The sequence below is a fragment of the Fibrobacter sp. UWS1 genome (assembly GCF_002300445.1).
GTDB lineage: Bacteria > Fibrobacterota > Fibrobacteria > Fibrobacterales > Fibrobacteraceae > Hallerella > Hallerella intestinalis.
The window spans coordinates 985,612-1,002,646 of the sequence record NZ_NSGW01000001.1; the positions used below are offsets into that span (position 1 = coordinate 985,612).

14 protein-coding genes and 1 pseudogene are annotated in these 17,035 nt (G+C 43.2%); all 15 read right to left on the reverse strand.

From position 1 onward, the window contains the following. Positions 1-15: 15 nt before the first annotated feature. Positions 16-828: pseudogene (locus BGX14_RS16440) on the reverse strand (calcium-binding protein); the annotation flags it as partial. Between the two features lie 92 nt (positions 829-920). Then, positions 921-1,067 carry a hypothetical protein gene (locus BGX14_RS16000; RefSeq protein WP_233126403.1) on the reverse strand — a complete coding sequence of 49 codons (147 nt, stop codon included), beginning with the start codon at positions 1,065-1,067 and terminating at the stop codon, positions 921-923. Between the two features lie 703 nt (positions 1,068-1,770). Continuing rightward, positions 1,771-2,814: an IS3 family transposase gene (locus tag BGX14_RS04050; RefSeq protein WP_106520597.1), complete on the reverse strand. Its 1,044-nt coding sequence runs from the start codon at positions 2,812-2,814 to the stop codon at positions 1,771-1,773. After that, positions 2,796-3,284 carry a hypothetical protein gene (locus BGX14_RS04055; RefSeq protein WP_095879140.1) on the reverse strand — a complete coding sequence of 163 codons (489 nt, stop codon included), beginning with the start codon at positions 3,282-3,284 and terminating at the stop codon, positions 2,796-2,798. Before BGX14_RS04055 ends, BGX14_RS04050 begins: the two co-directional genes overlap by 19 nt. A gap of 24 nt (positions 3,285-3,308) precedes the next feature. After that, on the reverse strand, positions 3,309-3,803 hold the full coding sequence (locus BGX14_RS04060) for a hypothetical protein (protein ID WP_143394121.1): 495 nt from the start codon (positions 3,801-3,803) through the stop codon (positions 3,309-3,311). A 45-nt stretch (positions 3,804-3,848) separates the two neighbouring features. Next, positions 3,849-4,727, reverse strand: a complete 879-nt coding sequence (locus tag BGX14_RS04065) for an IS30 family transposase (protein WP_095879463.1) — start codon at positions 4,725-4,727, stop codon at positions 3,849-3,851. 167 nt (positions 4,728-4,894) lie between these two features. Then, positions 4,895-10,354, reverse strand: a complete 5,460-nt coding sequence (locus tag BGX14_RS04070) for a hypothetical protein (RefSeq protein ID WP_095879142.1) — start codon at positions 10,352-10,354, stop codon at positions 4,895-4,897. Between the two features lie 86 nt (positions 10,355-10,440). Then, positions 10,441-11,400 carry an IS30 family transposase gene (locus tag BGX14_RS04075; RefSeq protein ID WP_095878741.1) on the reverse strand — a complete coding sequence of 320 codons (960 nt, stop codon included), beginning with the start codon at positions 11,398-11,400 and terminating at the stop codon, positions 10,441-10,443. Positions 11,401-11,497: 97 nt separating this feature from the next. Next, on the reverse strand, positions 11,498-12,433 hold the full coding sequence (locus BGX14_RS04080; protein WP_095879143.1) for a hypothetical protein: 936 nt from the start codon (positions 12,431-12,433) through the stop codon (positions 11,498-11,500). A 51-nt stretch (positions 12,434-12,484) separates the two neighbouring features. Beyond that, positions 12,485-12,613 (reverse strand): LEPR-XLL domain-containing protein, encoded by a 129-nt coding sequence (locus BGX14_RS16445; RefSeq protein ID WP_095879144.1) that lies wholly within the window; start codon positions 12,611-12,613, stop codon positions 12,485-12,487. A gap of 18 nt (positions 12,614-12,631) precedes the next feature. Beyond that, positions 12,632-13,060 (reverse strand): FISUMP domain-containing protein, encoded by a 429-nt coding sequence (locus BGX14_RS04090; RefSeq protein ID WP_095879145.1) that lies wholly within the window; start codon positions 13,058-13,060, stop codon positions 12,632-12,634. Next, a complete protein-coding gene (locus BGX14_RS15225; RefSeq protein ID WP_143394123.1) occupies positions 13,057-13,764 on the reverse strand; it encodes a hypothetical protein in 708 nt (235 codons plus the stop codon). The genes BGX14_RS04090 and BGX14_RS15225 overlap by 4 nt, the downstream gene beginning before the upstream one ends. A 15-nt stretch (positions 13,765-13,779) precedes the next feature. Then, a complete protein-coding gene (locus BGX14_RS04095; protein ID WP_095879146.1) occupies positions 13,780-15,351 on the reverse strand; it encodes an NACHT domain-containing NTPase in 1,572 nt (523 codons plus the stop codon). Positions 15,352-15,531: 180 nt separating this feature from the next. Continuing rightward, positions 15,532-16,485 (reverse strand): DDE-type integrase/transposase/recombinase, encoded by a 954-nt coding sequence (locus BGX14_RS04100; RefSeq protein ID WP_095878958.1) that lies wholly within the window; start codon positions 16,483-16,485, stop codon positions 15,532-15,534. Between the two features lie 11 nt (positions 16,486-16,496). Continuing rightward, positions 16,497-16,832, reverse strand: coding sequence for a transposase (locus BGX14_RS04105; protein WP_095878959.1), 336 nt, complete (start codon positions 16,830-16,832; stop codon positions 16,497-16,499). Positions 16,833-17,035 lie beyond the last annotated feature (203 nt).

Below are 17,035 nucleotides of genomic sequence, written 5' to 3' on the forward strand. Positions count from 1 at the left end.
ACCGGCACCACCGTCAATGATGTCATCACCGGCACCGCCATAAATCAAGTCGTTATCGATGCCGCCACTGATTGTATCGGCCCCGCCATCGCCGTCGATGATGTCGTTGCCAATACCGCCGAAAATCTTATCGGCTCCGCCATTTTCATTTGTATCACTGCCGTCATCGCCGAAGAGAAGGTCGTTGCCGTCGTCGCCATAGATAAAATCACTGCCAAAATTATTTTCTGTTAATGTATCACTGGAAGAATTAAGAATACCTTCGTTATTAATTTTATTCTTGATTTCCTCGGTATATTTTTTATAATAGTCGGCACTCTTATCAACCTTTATTTTAAACTCATTTTCATTTATTTCAGTATCCTTTACATCATTCTTTTTGAACTGAGCATCTATAAATTCCTGGCTAAATGCAGCCGTCTTGTTCGTTGTATCAACAGCAAAGGGCGCAGCAAGATCCAGCGGGGTATTATTTATTCTGTCGCCAAAGATAATATCCATACCTTCGCCGCCATGGATAGTATCGTCATCCGAACCACCCATAATGCGGTCATGGCCTTTTTCACCATAGATTAAATCATCACCGGCACCACCATCAATATGGTCGTCACCCCCACCACCGTAAATCACATCATCGTCATCTCCGCCAATGAGCGTATCCTTGCCCCCATCGAGGCTGATATCGGTCCTATCAATTTGGGGAATGGAGCCCGTTTCATCGTAACGGCCACCATCGCCGAAAATAAAATCAGCGCCAGCACCGCCATCAATTTGGTCATCTCCAGCGCCACCGAAGATAATATCCTTCTTGGAGCCCCCTAAAATCATATCGTTCCCGGCAACACCAGGGTCAACATTCGCTTCAATAATATATTTATCGTCCTCCTTGCGAACTGTACCAATATCGCCAAAGATTATGTTCAAGCCATCTGCACCGATGATAGTGTCGTTGCCAGCACCACCCCATATAAATACGGTGCGATTACTTGCCATTTGCAATCCAGAAAGGTCAATATAATCATCACCATCACCGCCATTGATTTCGATGTCAAAATCTGCTGCTTCAACACCATCTTCTTTGGCTAACTTAATATATATCTTATCATTGCCCTTTTCGGCATTGATGATAAGCTTTCCATCAACCTTTTCTGAATGCCCATATTTATCAAAAACTTCGCTACCATTAACATCTAATTCTAGTGTTTCATCACCATCATCCAGAGTCTTATTCAGATTATTGGTTGATATACGGCTCGATGCATTAGAACCAATATTCGCAACAACATCATCTCCCGACTTTGAAATCATTACCGGAGTCGTTTTGTGTTTGAACTCGAACTCAAACAGCGTTATATCGTCGGTAATGTTCCACTTCTTGGTATAGAAAAGCAAATCGACATAAGCGTATAGTTTTGCAGTGATGGCACCATTCACATCGAAGAATCCAAAAAGGCCTTCACTCTTGAACAATTCCGAGATTTCATTCAAACGTATTTTGCCATCTTTATTCGGGTCGTAGAGATTAAAGCCTACATTGATGCCAACACCACCACCGACTCCGGCAGAAACACCTGCGTTGAGTTCAGCCGCAGCAGTCAAGCCACCATAGAACGAAAGTTCGTTCTTATCGTTTCCTTTTTCATCCAAGTCATCTACATAAAAACCGTTCAGCAGGCGGCCATAATCCTTATAGTCACTCTTTACCCACTGGCGGATCGGCAATTTTCAGGCAATATGTCCGCTCGGTTAGTTTAGTTTAAAGTTAGTATGTCATACTGCTTTTTGCAAGTGGATTCGATGTTTTAGGCTGACGGTTTCATCAATTTTGTAGAACTTTCTCCTTCCCCCAAAGCGTTCAGGATGCAGTTCCCTGGACCTTTCCAGCAACGCATTTCTGCGGTCGAGAATCTCCTGGTGGTAGCCAAAATGAACGGCGCACGGCGGCAGCAAATCCAGTCCGGAGTGCAGATGTTCGTTGTTGTACCAGTCCACAAATTCCACGACAAATCGTTCCGCGTCCTCGATAGTCATGAAGTATTCCGGATATACCACACGACTTTTCATCGTAGCAAAAATGCTCTCGGCAAAGGCGTTGTCGTTACTCGTATGCGGCCGGCTATGGCTTGACATCACGTGCAGCTTTTCAAACAAAGATTTAAGATCCTTGCTGCGCATGGGTTTCCCGTTGTCCGCATGGACCAACAGAGATACGTTTTCGCCGGGGCAATATTTTTGTAGAGTCTCCGCAAAGAGCATCTCCGCCAGTTTTCCATCTTCTTTTGTATGCAGACTCCATCCGACGATGTACCTCGAATACATGTCGATAATCAAGTAGAGGTAATAGTACTTCCCGGTCACTTCGGAATGGAGCCAGGTAATGTCCCAACACCAGACCTGGTTCGGTCCTTTCGCTGAATATTCAGGCCGTTTACGCCGCACAATATTGCGGTCGGCGACTCTGCCTATGCCTTGATAATAAGCTTTCATAACGCGTTCGCAAGTCGACGGCGAAGCAATGTAGATTCCTTGATCCATAAGCTTTGCATGGGCGATATTCAACGGGAGGTTACGGTATTCTTCCCTCGTAAAGTTTTCGATAATCGAGGCTGTTTCTTCCAGGGAAAGCCGTTGTGAATTGTTTTCACGATAGCCACCTCGGTTGTCCGCAACATTCCTTCGCCAGCGCCTGTAACGACGTTCGCAAAGACCGATTACATCGCACGCCTTGGAAAGCCTTGCGCCATTTTGGATAGCCTCCTCGATGGCCGCAAGGATTTTCCGTTTCTTTTCCTCTTCTACTTTTCCGGTCCCAATATTGCCGAAGTTTTTTTTTGAAGAATCAGGAGTGCGGCTGCTTCGGCAAGTGCTTTTTCCTTGCGTGCAAGTTCCGCCTTGAGCTTGGCAACTTCATCCTCATGCTGTTTTACGGACATCACGTTTCCGTCACCAGAGTTCTCCATTGCGGAAAGAGAAAGGTCTCTCCAGGACTGGAGTTCTGCAAAAGAAACCCCGTTTTCGGCACAGAACTTTTCGAGTTCCTCGGGTGTCATGCCCTCAGATTTTGCGACGAGGCTGAACTTGGTGAGTGCGGATCTTTTTGCCGATTTCTTGCTCATGGAGACTCCCTGACGTTTGCGTTGCCGTTCCGCAGCAATCCATGAGTACAATGTAGCTTTTGGCAGGTTCATTTCTTCGGCGATGGTCTTGACAGACGGGCATCCCGGCTTCTTTATTCGCTCAAGAAATGAATCCCTGAGTGTTGTATCGGTAGTTTTTCTGGACATAAAAGTCCCCTTTCCGCCCCGGATTTAGGAGATGAAAGCGGACATTTTGACCTGAGGAAGGGGGCGGATGCCCAAGGTATCATAACCGAACGCAAGGTCAATACTTGCATTGAAAGCTACACCAAGACGGGCGCCCAATGGTCCCCAAATTCTGATAAACGTATCCCAATCAAAATCGAAACTCAGCTTGGGCATGTTATAATGCACAAGTGTAATATCTTGGCCTAGCAAAAGCTTGAAAATGTCGCTAGGATTGTCCCAAATGAATGTCCAACTTCCATCTCCAACGTTTAAGCCATTTCCAGAAAGAGTCGAGGAAATTTGTTCTTGAACAACAGATGCATCAGATGCTAAGCCGAGATACCCTGTTTCAAGAACAGCCCCGATAGCTTCAGATGATATTTTTCCATTTAAAAAATCTTCCGCAGCATCTTCATCGCCACTGCCGCCAACCAAATCCATACTTCCAATATCAATGGAAGGATTTTTATCACCGAATTGAGTTATTTTTTCACTCAATGCTATCAGGTCTTTTATAGGGCGGATTTTCGTCGCTAACGCGACTTAGGTTTGTAGTTTAACTTGCGTATAAATATACTCTAAAGGGGTCATAAAGTCAAGCCTTTTTCGAGGCCTGTTGTTCAGTTTATCCTGTATCCAGCGAACTTTCCGGGGAGAGATTCCCTTGAACGACTCCTTCTTGGGAAGATATTGGCGTATTAGACCGTTCATGTTCTCGTTGGCACCGCGCTCCCAGGAGTGGTACGGGTTCGCAAAGTAGTAATCCGCCTTCATAGCTTTCGCTATTTCTGCGTGACAGGCGAACTCCTTCCCGTTGTCCGAAGTGATTGTGAGAATCTTGACTTCGAACGTTTTCTCAAAGTCCTTCAGCGCCCTCACAAGCGTTCTCTTCAGGTCTTTCGCGTTCTTCGTCGGAAGATACCTTATCAGGCTGTAATTCGTCATCCTGTCGTTGATCGTGAGCAGGTTCGCGTCATGGTCCGCGCTGTTTATCAGGTCTATCTCGATGTCGCCTACGCGTGATTTCTCGTCCACGATTGCCGGACGTTCCTCGATGGGCACGCGGCCTACAATCTGGCCTCTCTTGTCCTTCTTCTCCCCGCGCTTACGGTATGGTTTCTTGCCGTGCCGCAAGTGCTTCTTCAGGTCCTCGTCCTTGTTCACATGCCTGTATATCGTGGCGACGCTAGGGACACCCATCCCATCGAGTTTCGCGCGTCCGTTCACCTGTTCGGGAGAGTAGTCTTCCTTGATTTTCCCGTCCACGATTTTCCAGTCGTCCTCGTCGTAGTCGTAATGCAGGTGACTTGTCGCGGCAAGGAGGTCTGCCCGTTCCTGCGACTTGACCGGGTCGTAATGCTGGCGGCCGCCGCCCCTGTTTAGTTCCCTGTAGATTGTGGATTTGTGGACCTTCAGCTGCAAGGCTATGTTTTTCGGGGGATCTTTGCCGCATTGAGCGCTCGTATTTCGTATCTTTGTGCTTGGTTGAGACTCACCGCCATGTCCTTTTTTGGTAGAATCGGCAAGGTAGAAAAGTTTCGGCCAGGTTCCCCAGGGGCTAGCCCTAGGGAACTTTTTTTCTTCCCGATTCAACCTATATCAGTCGCATTGACGGTGAAAATTCGCGTAGCATAAATCATGCTATCATCAAATTTACCCTTGCTATATTGCTTTGCCAAGTCAAGCGGGGTAATCACAATTCCCAAGTCATCAAGCACGGGGAAAGGCGTTGTCAAGAAATCAATAAGGGGCTTTAAAGGTTCCACAACCTGTTGAATTTTTGAGACAATCGGTCCCAGGACTCCATTGACAAACGAGCCCAATTCAATATTCATTTCATGGAAACCGAGAGCATCAATCTCGAAGGATTCATCACTCAGTAGTTTTCCAGCTTCAAAGACGAATTTTCCCCCAATAGTCGGGAATTTAGGGGTGTTTCCAGCCACATCTTTCGAAATTCCAACAGAAATGTCTGCTTGAACATGAATATATGCTTCATAATTAAAGGTCGGCAAATTTCCTATAACGCGAGCAAGGTCGACCCGTCCATACTTTTCAAGTTCACCCACATCACTTTTTTCAACATCCCCGGATTCATTATCTCTTACAAAGGATTCTCTTGCGTGAGTCAAGCTAAATTTTTCATCGTATCCTTCACCTAAATCAATTCCAAAATTCAACAAAGCCCATGTATCAGTCCCCATAGACAAAGACATTCCCAAGCCTGCCAAAGAGCCATTGATAGACGTTTTATCAAAGTCAATCACAGCAGAAACATCTATCTCATTTTGGTCGCCCAAAATCAGATAGAAGCCATTGTCTTCGGACACTCCGAATCCAAATTCAAGAGACCAATTCAGCTTAAGGTTAAGTCCTCCAGTTGCATCTAAACTTAATCCGGGGAATCCAAAATCAAAGCCAATTCCTTGACCATAATCATATTCCCCACCAAGTCTGAAGAACCATTCCGCCTCTTTATTCCCAGAACGATAATAGCTCTTATTGTCAAGACGTGACCATGTTGAACCATCTAACACAGAAAGATTTGTATTGTCTTCAATAAGGTATTTTCCAAAAAGCGAATTCATCTGACGAGCGACCATTTCTGCTGTTAGGCCAGTCGATTCATAGACAAACTGCGAGAACGGATCCAAGACAGAATCCTTCAACTTACTTAAGAAATCAACACCCGTGCTAAGAGTATCTCCTACTACAGGGACAGACTTTATATTCTTCGCCAGATTGCTGTTCAAACTTGATTCTAAAGTATCAAACAAAGTATTCAAACCCGTCACGGCCAGTTTGATTTTATCAAACCAGTCCATATTTTCCAGGTCACTCAATTTACCCAGCTCTTGGTAAACCTCGCTCATATCAACAGCAAATACATTTGTGGCCATTGAGGATTCTTGTTCTGTTCCCAATAAATCGAAACCAAAATCAGTCTTTGAGACATCAATAGCCTGAGACGGACAATCTGGTTCCGTTGTTGACGTCAGCCAAGAATTCTTGTAAGCAGACAGACTAGTGTTAAATGTTGATTGAGCCCTACTCAAATCCGAATAGGATATGACAGAACCACCATTTAATTTTCCAAAAGATATTTCACCCAGGGAATAATTACAGACGCTAATCGGAAGAACACCATAAACAGCAACGGGCAGTGTGATGCTTGGTTTTGCTACAGCAGTAGATCCATTACGCCAATCTGTAACGGAAACATTTTCGTTTCCATATTTTCCAATCAAGCAGGCTTGCGCAACAACAAAAGCGTTAGAGTCATTGGAGCCAACCGTTATCAAATTGGCCAACAAACTGCCATCCGTGCTATCTATTCCCAAGTTGAACGACAGCTTTTCACCAACAATGTTTACATCTGCACCGAATTTTATTGCATCCGTCAGTTGCAAATCAAAGGAGGTGCTACTGATATTTACTTTTGCAGAAAAATCAAGCCAGAATTTTCCCTGGACATTCAAATCAGCATTTCCACTTATCCCGCAAGTTGTTCCTCCAAAATGAAATTTCTGGACAGACGAAAACTCTTTTTCGAAATTAAGATTCAAGAGCAAATTATATTGAGTTCCCTCGCCAATATGAATCTCAAATATTTTTTCGCATGAAGTTGGGATTGCAATTCCGCAATCTCTAAAGGCCTTAACCAAAAATGTATTTAATTCCTGGAAACTCGTAATATTACTTCTGCGCAGTTTGCTTATTACATCACGAATGTCGTTTGCGACATTCACCATATCGCCAACGGACTTATTAATAACCGGTATTTTTTGATTCGACCCCTCTACCGATTCTGCAATTCGCTTTGCAAGAGAATCCAGAGCAGTATAGAGTTTTTCTATCGAGAATGAAGAAAAATAATCCAAAAGGCTCTCGAAGCCTTCTCCCATGGAGTAGCTCGTCGCAGTCTCAAAGCCATTCTCTAAATCATAGCTGAGCGACACTGTACCGGAACCAACCATTGTTGGATTTTCACTCAAGCCAAGTCCATCTACCTTTATATCGAAAGATAATGCGTTGTTAGGATTCCCCTCGACATTGCCAACTGTAAACTCTGGAGTCAGTTTATATCGCAATGCAACGGGCCCTTCAGCACTAGAATCTTCATACAATTCAAGGCCAAACGAGGCATGAACATCCAACTGGCCGTCAACATCAAGTTCAACACCCATAAAGCCAAGAGACGCCTTAACGACCGCAGGGTTTTGAGCATCTTCTTCACTATGCACAATAGAGAAAGACGCATCCGCATACACATTCAGTTCCGAATTCTTGGCAAAAGAAATCTGCTTAGACCAGTCACATCCAATCAGGGTGCTACCTACAATGCGATAATCATTTTCATTATATTTAAAAGCTGTTCCCGACGAAAAGCCGAGTTTTTCCAGCACCTTACTTTGGTACATCGATTCTATCGAAAACGCGCTGGCACTTCTAAATTCCAAATGGTCCCAGTTCTCTGTATTTTCAGTCCCGTCGTTGTCACAATAGTGCAGTGTAACACCTAAACATTCCGACAGTTCCGATTCTGGGTTAAGATAGGAATTAATCGCACTCACCAATTCCGAAAGAGTCGTTGAACTCGATAAATTGCCTAAATCGCTTTCAAAATCAACTGATCTTTCACTTTGAGCGTTTTTGATTTTCACATCATCAAGGGAAGAATAAGGTGTATTACCAAACAACGAACTTTCAACAACAACGTCGCTTGCTGTTGTTAATACAAGGGTATCATTCTCGAAAGAAACGGACTTGACATAGTTATCATTCAACAATTCGTTCGTCTTGAATGCATCCCGGATGACAACAGCCAAGTTCGAAGCCGTTAAACAACCAGCCGTATCAACAAGCACAATATTATCGACATTGTCTTTCTTTGCATTGATAGAAATTACATTATGGGAAACTTTGGCAACATTGGGCTTTGTAACAGAATTGCTACTTGTATCTACCACAGGTTTTCCAGAAACTGTAATAGAGAATTGGTCTGTCCCTATATCTATTTTGGAAACATTAAAACAGTTTGTTAAACCATACCCTGATAGAACTGAATTTATATCAGAAATTTTGCTATCAGCCTCACTACTCGAATATTCATTGGATTCCAAATTGTAGAAATACGTCACTCCATCTTTCTTAAAGACCGCATATTCGTTTCCATCACTTTTCTCAGCAGCTGCGCGCAGAACGCTCGACATCCGTAAATAGTTGTATGATTCACCATCCTTTATCTTATATGTCGCACTTGCAGACGGGTCGGTTTTGCGCAATAACCGAGAATTATCACAGGCAAAGCGAATTTTTTTATTTCCATCACCCAAATCTTTTACATCCAATACATACAAGCCATACTTGTTGGACCAAGTTTGTATTTCATCGCTTTCAGAATCTGACAACTGCAAAGAAAGGTATTCATTTAATTGACCCTTTAAATCAGTAGCAAGGATTATTCCCTCAGAAGAAAGACGATTTAGTTCATTCTTCGTCACCTGAAAAGCAATCGGTTCCGTTGAGTCAGATGCATAGATATTGAACGAAATTTCTGTCCAGGAATCACTAATAGTTTTTTCAACAGTCGTTTGCAAATTTGTACTGGTAAGGCCTAAACTCAAAAAAGCGATATCAGATTCTGAACCTACAACATCAAATTCTTGATTGCCTATAATAAGGATTCGGTTATCCTCCGAATAATCAAGTGAAAAGCCCGTAGCACTTACGTTCCAAGAAGAATCACCTATTTCTTCTTTAACTTTGCCTACTGTCGCCGCTACAATTCCCAAAGAATTCTTGCCAGAATCAATCAAGTTAAAAGACAAATCATTGTTCAAAGTAAACAGATTGTCATCATCTAAATAAAAATATTTTTCATCGCTAAAGTCATGGTTTTCGAAACCAATTTCGCCAAGTGTTGTTGTTTCGCCCAACAATTCAGCTTCAAACTTTATACTCAGCGTGAATTGAAGGCCCGCATTGCCACTTATTTTTGCAACACCTTCTGTTGAAACATTGGCAAACGACGAGCCCAAGGATTTCGACAAGTTCAATTCAATATACTTATCTAGCCCAAAACCCAAGTTAAATGCAATCAAGTAATTTTTCAACTGGAAATCCGCAGGAATTTCTATTGCGCCTTCATCAACAAAAGAGTATTGTTGCAGATTTTCACCGACATATTTCATTGAACATACATTAGAAACGCCAAGAAATTCAGCCCAAAGGGTATTGAACAGCGTTACAAAGGACTCAACGCTATCAAAATTTTTCTGATAAGTCGCATCAACTTTTTTTAGCAAGCCCGCAACAAAAACAGTTTCATCACCTTCTTTATAACCCCCATAAACAACCTTTTCCACCTTATCTATTATATCAACAATCTTATCGGCGGAGTCACCCAGAAAATCTAATTTCAAGCGATCTTCTATAGCAGAGCGCAGTGTCGTCTGCAAGGAATTAAGATATATCTGAACCTGGTTAACAAGTGTCTCTCCAGAAAGTGACGTGTACTTTTTCAATTCTATGGGAACATCCCAGTTGTTTTGCACCCCATCATATTTAAAGGTATAGGGTACTACGACACCACCTTCACCATTCTTTACCGGCAACGACAAAACATTTACGCTGCCAGACTTTAGTTGGGCAGAATCGAAATTGAACGACACATTCGTTTGCAAATCAGCACCGTTATTCTTTTCAATGCTAAGTAAAAAATTCCCATTCGTAATTTCTGCATTGAAAAGTCCAAGATTTACTGTACCTGAAATATTCGTTTTTTTGACATCAAGTTTAAACTCATCAAGGGAAAAGTCTTCAAAACATAGGTTGCCAGAGGCATCGACATAAACTTTCAATTCGACAGAAATAGATGATTTCACTGTCAATCCAGAAAGATTTAGCAACCCAAAATCAAGGCTTTCATTAATTATGTCAATATTGGGTTCAAATGTCAAGAACAAGGATGTCGCTTGTTGGGCGCTATTGCCCAATACACAGGTCCCGTTTTCGGTTTTGTCACCAATAGTGAGCGATTTCAGCACCCCTCCCGTAGAACTTCCCTGAATAAAGTTGAAAAGGGTCTGCACCCTAGAGAAATCAATTGGCGGATTTTCGTCGCTAACGCGACTTAGGTTTGTAGTTTAACTTGCGTATAAATATACTCTAAAGGGGTCATAAAGTCAAGCCTTTTTCGAGGCCTGTTGTTCAGTTTATCCTGTATCCAGCGAACTTTCCGGGGAGAGATTCCCTTGAACGACTCCTTCTTGGGAAGATATTGGCGTATTAGACCGTTCATGTTCTCGTTGGCACCGCGCTCCCAGGAGTGGTACGGGTTCGCAAAGTAGTAATCCGCCTTCATAGCTTTCGCTATTTCTGCGTGACAGGCGAACTCCTTCCCGTTGTCCGAAGTGATTGTGAGAATCTTGACTTCGAACGTTTTCTCAAAGTCCTTCAGCGCCCTCACAAGCGTTCTCTTCAGGTCTTTCGCGTTCTTCGTCGGAAGATACCTTATCAGGCTGTAATTCGTCATCCTGTCGTTGATCGTGAGCAGGTTCGCGTCATGGTCCGCGCTGTTTATCAGGTCTATCTCGATGTCGCCTACGCGTGATTTCTCGTCCACGATTGCCGGACGTTCCTCGATGGGCACGCGGCCTACAATCTGGCCTCTCTTGTCCTTCTTCTCCCCGCGCTTACGGTATGGTTTCTTGCCGTGCCGCAAGTGCTTCTTCAGGTCCTCGTCCTTGTTCACATGCCTGTATATCGTGGCGACGCTAGGGACACCCATCCCATCGAGTTTCGCGCGTCCGTTCACCTGTTCGGGAGAGTAGTCTTCCTTGATTTTCCCGTCCACGATTTTCCAGTCGTCCTCGTCGTAGTCGTAATGCAGGTGACTTGTCGCGGCAAGGAGGTCTGCCCGTTCCTGCGACTTGACCGGGTCGTAATGCTGGCGGCCGCCGCCCCTGTTTAGTTCCCTGTAGATTGTGGATTTGTGGACCTTCAGCTGCAAGGCTATGTTTTTCGGGGGGATCTTTGCCGCATTGAGCGCTCGTATTTCGTATCTTTGTGCTTGGTTGAGACTCACCGCCATGTCCTTTTTTGGTAGAATCGGCAAGGTAGAAAAGTTTCGGCCAGGTTCCCCAGGGGCTAGCCCTAGGGAACTTTTTTTCTTCCCGATTCAACCTATATCAGTCGCATTGACGGTGAAAATTCGCGATTTGATAACCGTTTCCGCCTTGAACCTGCTGAACGGCACCACTTACAGCAAAAGAGCATTTAGCCCAATAATTCTGCAAGGCAGCAACAATTTCAGGGATAGATTTTTCTACACCATCAACTTTAAACTTCGGATTACTTATAAAGGGAACTTGAGAAAAATCGATTCCCTCAATAATATGCGTCATTGAGAAATCATCGAAACCATTGGCAAGTTTCAGCTCCGGTAATTCCACATATATTTCGTCATTATCATCAAGACCGACTTTTATTGAATCCGTCGTATTATTGAATTCAAAGGGGAATCCATTGTTGGCTGCGAGCTGGAATTCCAAATCCAAGTCAACGGACGGGTTATTTTCATCAAACCCCAGATGGACATCCATTGGCGAATTTCCTGAATCAGCAATTTCAAGGACATTCAGATTCATGAAACGAGCCGTTCCGCCGACATTGCCAACATGCGCAAACAAGTCGCGGACAGTCACGCTCGCGCCAGGATTCGTGACTGCCGTTCCATTATCCAAAAGATTATACTGAATGTTAACTGTAGCGCCAATAGAAAGCGAGTCGTTTGCAGCAACGGCCATGTCTAATGTATCTAAAGACATCTGCGGCAGATTGCCTGAGCCTGCATACGCATAAGAAACATCGACAAGGTCTCCGTCCACCGAAATATCGAGACCAGAGATGTCCATGTTTGCAAGGACCGACAACAATGTTGCCTTATCAACACTGACGATTTCGCCATCCTGCCTTACAATGCCAGACAAACCGGCATCAGGATCATTCAACTGCGAGGCAATTTGATTTTGCAGGGTATTAAATTTTTGCACTGCATCAGTAGCAATTCCATTAAACAATGCAGAAGCCTCGACTTGGGTACCATTAAGCCCAAGATTACTCAAATCCGCTGTTTCAAAATTTTGGAGCTGCTCCGTTATTTCAGTCTGGAAATGCTATGCGTTAGTAAAGGTTTCATAGTCAACACTCGCATCCATCATGAATCTTGGTTCAAGAGATTCGATGCGGAAGTTATTTGTAGATTTTTTGTTAATTCTGTTCTTTTTATTGTTTGCCTTAGACATATGAAACCTCTACCTGTATTAATTATTTTCAGCCTTATTTGTCACTTTTGCGCAACGAACCGTGAATCCGTATGTTTTTTTTGTATTCTGGACATTAAGATCACCACCAGAAGTATTTGTTCGGCCACTCTTTGAATACTCTTTTGCGTCAAATTTAACGCTTTCTGCAGGATAATGCCAATATACGCCTTCTCGTATTCTTGTAAATGCGTTCATCCAAATGTATCCAGCGGGCACAATACTAAATCCAGTTGCATTATAGCCGTTAAAGCCATTTTGCGTTCTCATATCTTCATAGCTATTATGAATAACATTTTCCGATTGAGCAACAAACTTGTAATCAGCATAGGTCATTAAGCGCCATCCTTTCGGACAGATTCCTTGATGGTCCTCTTGAATCAAATGAGCACAACTCTTGGTATTGCAACTGTCATTAAAAGCCATCATTTCCGCCCACTGGTAAAGCCCCCATAACGGTCACAGTTGGTCGTATCATTGTCATAACAAAAACGTTCAATTTTTTTGTTGTCTGACTGAAAAGATGTGCTATCTATAAACTCGACCATTTCACCAATATTCAGATTTTCCGCAAACACAGTCAACGAATCTGAATGATCCTTATTGTAAATGGTTAAATAATAGTAGGACCGATTATTCCTTGTGTCCACAAATTGTTTAAACACGTCATCAAACCATAGGGGTCCCAGATCCGCCGTATGAGCATATGGAACATACTCCCCACTACTACTTGAAATTACTGACGATGATGATTGCTTTGTAGAAGAAGAGCTATTTTGCTTTTCGCTAGAAGATGAACTAACTGACGAACTGGACTTATCCTTGTTACTACTAGAAGAATCATCTGTCTTTACGGAACTACTACTTGTTCCCTTTCCCTTACTTGAAGATGATTCATCTGTTTTGGCATCACTTGACGTCCCAACATCCTTTTCATCAGAAGATTCAATCTTTTTAGCAGAACTACTTGATTCGTCATCACAATCTTTACAGATTGAAGATGAGGACGACTCCACCGTGGCATTTTCATCCGGTCCATTGCTAGAGGCTGACGACGAATCGTCGCAAGCCGAGAACGCGAGCATCGCAAATGCAACCACACTCACCAGGCCAATTTTCTTAATCGTTTTCATTTCATACTCCTATTATTAAACTTTCTTTTTAGCTTTGATTGTTAAAGGTTCATTGTAAAGGGTTTTCAAGAATCCCTTATCGGCAAAGCCATTTTTTTTCAATTTGTTAGTCATTTTCTTAATGTAAGTCGTCGCTTTTTCCGACAAGTCCTTTTCGGATTTAACTTCATGGAAAAGCCCCAGCTTAATTTGGGCAGGCAACTTATTTTGCATATCGAACAAGAAATCTGTTGGCTTGTCGATTTTTAATGTCACGCGAATCATAGAAATAAAGAACAGCGTGTAAGCATCGGGTTCGGTAATTTTATTTGAGTCTAAATCCACCAGATATTTTTCTATGGCATCTCTAAAGAAATTGTAAGAATACAGATTCCTCATCAGCATTTGGAAGAACCACAGAAAATTCATCTCCGAAAAACGCAAAAATGGGCAATCGGCATCCTTTTTCATCTCAAGATAGATGAGACCAGACTCATTGAATGCGCTAGACAAAGTTTCAGATATAACATTATATGGTGTATTGTATGCCGCTAAAAGGAAGTTCGGCGCAAAAAACAGCTTCATCATTTTTTCAAACGTGTTACTGCATTCAAGATCCTTGAACGCCTTAATTTCATTAGGGCAATCTTTCAGACATCCGTAATAGAAATAATAGACATTTTGCCAATTCAGAGTCAGCATTTGCTTGTTGATAGGGAGAGTCTTTTCCAGAGCCTTCCTTCTAGCATACAGGAATTCCAGAATTGCACGGTGCTTGAACGAAAAACACTCATCATATACCGTCACAATGCCGGAATTATCCACTAAATGTCTATATAGTAGCTCAACAACCAATCCGGTGTTGCGCTCGTTTACATATTTTACAAAGAACCCTTTCGCCTCATCTTCGCCTATTTGCGTAAGAGAGTTGTCGAACATGTATATCGCAATATCGGTCGCAATAGCATCGAGAGCTTCATACTGTTTTTGGGCTAGCAAGCCCTTTTCGACATCCCATCTTCCCAAAGACAACTCTACAAATTTCTGGAAAAGTTCGGGCAATGTAGATGGCAAATCTTTCACATCGTTTTTTAATATCTGAGCAAGTAGAATCGCCGTAATGGGGATTTTCGCAATATCTTTAAGCAAATCATTACTGCTTAAATCCGAGAACACCCTATTCGAAAGATTTTCTCTTTTGCAAACATTCAAAATGTAGCGGATTATTTCTGTTGTAGATAAAGGACGTATTTCCAATACACGACAGTCGCTCTTAAGTCTTTCTTCTTTTTGAAATAGCGGCGTTATGTTTCTAGTCGCCAGGACCGCATTCACATTTTTCGATTCTATTTTTTGATAAAACTTGAATAACTTTTCAGCTTTTTCACGATCAGGAAAGTTTGCTTCGTCAACACCATCTATAAGGAACAGGTACTGGCCATCATCTTGCAGTTCATCCTGAACACTCTTTTCTATTTCATTGAGAACAACTTCGTCTGCATCGAGTCTATATTTGGTGCATAAATCCTGATATGTCAAATAAATCGGAATCAACGGGTGTTCATCATTCTTTTGGTCACACAAATCAAGGCCAATCTGATGGAGCATGCGAGTTTTGCCAGAACAAATCCGGTTCTGTCAAATAAACTGTGTCATTTAGTTTTTGTTAGCTAAAAAAAGAGCTTTGAAATTTCAAAATTGAAGAAGCGAAAAGCAAAATCAAAGCGATGTTTTTGTCCCGCCCAAGTTGAACTTGGAAAATTTTAACAAAGCTAATAAGGGATTCCGTCAGGTCGGTTGGTTAGCCCAATAGTCCTCACGTTCTCTTGTCGCATTATACAATTTTGTTCTTCGTTCTGCAAGTCGTTCCTCCATCTTTCCTGCGAAAACCTCGTCAGGAGTCAGGAATCCGATTGCGGAATGTAGCCGTTCCGAGTTGTAGTAATTGATCCAGTCCGACATTTTCCTCTTTGCATCGGAATAGTCCTGGTAAGCGTCACGACGGACTTCCTCCGCCTTGAGGGTCTTGTGAAAACGTTCCACTTTCCCGTTGCTTTGCGGATGGAAGGGAGATGTAGAGGTCTCCCTGAGTTCAAGTTTCGAAACCAGATCGAGGAAATCCTTCGAGGCGAACTGCTTCCCGTTATCGTGGATTATGCGGGCATGCGCATCGGGATGGAGTTCCTTCGCCCTGGTCACGAGAATTTCAACGTTCAAGCCTTCCATCGTGGAGAAAAGGTCCCAGACGAGAACCTTGCGGCTGAACCCGTCCAGGACGCAGGCGAAGTAGAAGAACACTCCGCAAACTCTGACGTAGGAATAATCCGTATGCCACTGTTCATTCGGACGTGTCGGCTGGTCGAACCCCTTTTTCCGCGCTTCCGCAGGAAAAGCCCATTTGCCGAAAAGGTTGTTCCTCTTCAGTATGTTGTAAACCGTCGATGGACGGGCGTATGCGATATCCCTGTCTACCATAAGCCAGGCCAGGTAGCGGTATCCATGCAGATGGTCCTTGTACTGTTTGCAGAAGTCGACGATGGCGCGAGTCTCTTCCGGGGTCATCCAGTTGGACTTCGGCGTATCGTGGTTATGCCGCGTTTCCGCCTTCCTCCGCGAAACCCAGTTGTTCCATGTACTTTGCGGGATTCCCAAAAAGGATACCAGCCTGGACGGGGCGATTCCCGTCCTTGCGTAAATGGCGTCGATTTCCGCAATGATGGCGGTCCGTTCGGAGAGGCTCATTTTCTTCTTTCCTAGGGACGGCCAGTTAATTTTTTTTTGAGGGCCAGGTTCTCCTGAGCGATGTCGGCGATGACGGCATCCTTGTCGGCCAGGGTTTTCTCGAGAGCGTCTATTTTACGCTGTTGCGCCTTTTCGGTTATGTCGGGGCGTTTCTGCTCGAAAATCCCCGTAGCGGATTCGAAAAGTACCTTCCTCCATTCGAGAATTTTGTTCGGATGTATCTTGTACTCGTCCGCAAGTTCAGATAAGCCCCTGCCCTTGAGGAGAATTTCGCTCAGGATTTTGACTTTGTCCTCCGCACTCAGGCGGCGACGTTTCTGTTTTTCAGGTTTATTTTCTTCTGCCATAAGGTGGCTCCTTGGTTGGAAATATACACCTTATTAGCTTCCTCAATTTTTTCCAAGTTGCGGTTAAGCGCTACATTTTTTCAACTCGATTTTGTCTTTGCGACAACTTCAAATTTCTCCTTTTGAAGCAATTCAAATATAACAAGAAATGATAAAATTATCATTCCTTGTTTGAAAAAAAATCATCCAATTAAAGTTTTTGT

Excerpts from the sequence above, each read along its gene's own strand:
- BGX14_RS04055 (WP_095879140.1), bottom strand. The coding sequence starts at position 3,284 with ATGTCCAGAAAAACTACCGATACAACACTCAGGGATTCATTTCTTGAG.
- BGX14_RS04075 (WP_095878741.1), bottom strand. The coding sequence starts at position 11,400 with ATGGCGGTGAGTCTCAACCAAGCACAAAGATACGAAATACGAGCGCTC.
- BGX14_RS16445 (WP_095879144.1), bottom strand. The coding sequence starts at position 12,613 with ATGTCTAAGGCAAACAATAAAAAGAACAGAATTAACAAAAAATCTACA.
- BGX14_RS04090 (WP_095879145.1), bottom strand. The coding sequence starts at position 13,060 with ATGATGGCTTTTAATGACAGTTGCAATACCAAGAGTTGTGCTCATTTG.
- BGX14_RS15225 (WP_143394123.1), bottom strand. The coding sequence starts at position 13,764 with ATGAAAACGATTAAGAAAATTGGCCTGGTGAGTGTGGTTGCATTTGCG.
- BGX14_RS04095 (WP_095879146.1), bottom strand. The coding sequence starts at position 15,351 with ATGCTCCATCAGATTGGCCTTGATTTGTGTGACCAAAAGAATGATGAA.
- BGX14_RS04100 (WP_095878958.1), bottom strand. The coding sequence starts at position 16,485 with ATGAGCCTCTCCGAACGGACCGCCATCATTGCGGAAATCGACGCCATT.
- BGX14_RS04105 (WP_095878959.1), bottom strand. The coding sequence starts at position 16,832 with ATGGCAGAAGAAAATAAACCTGAAAAACAGAAACGTCGCCGCCTGAGT.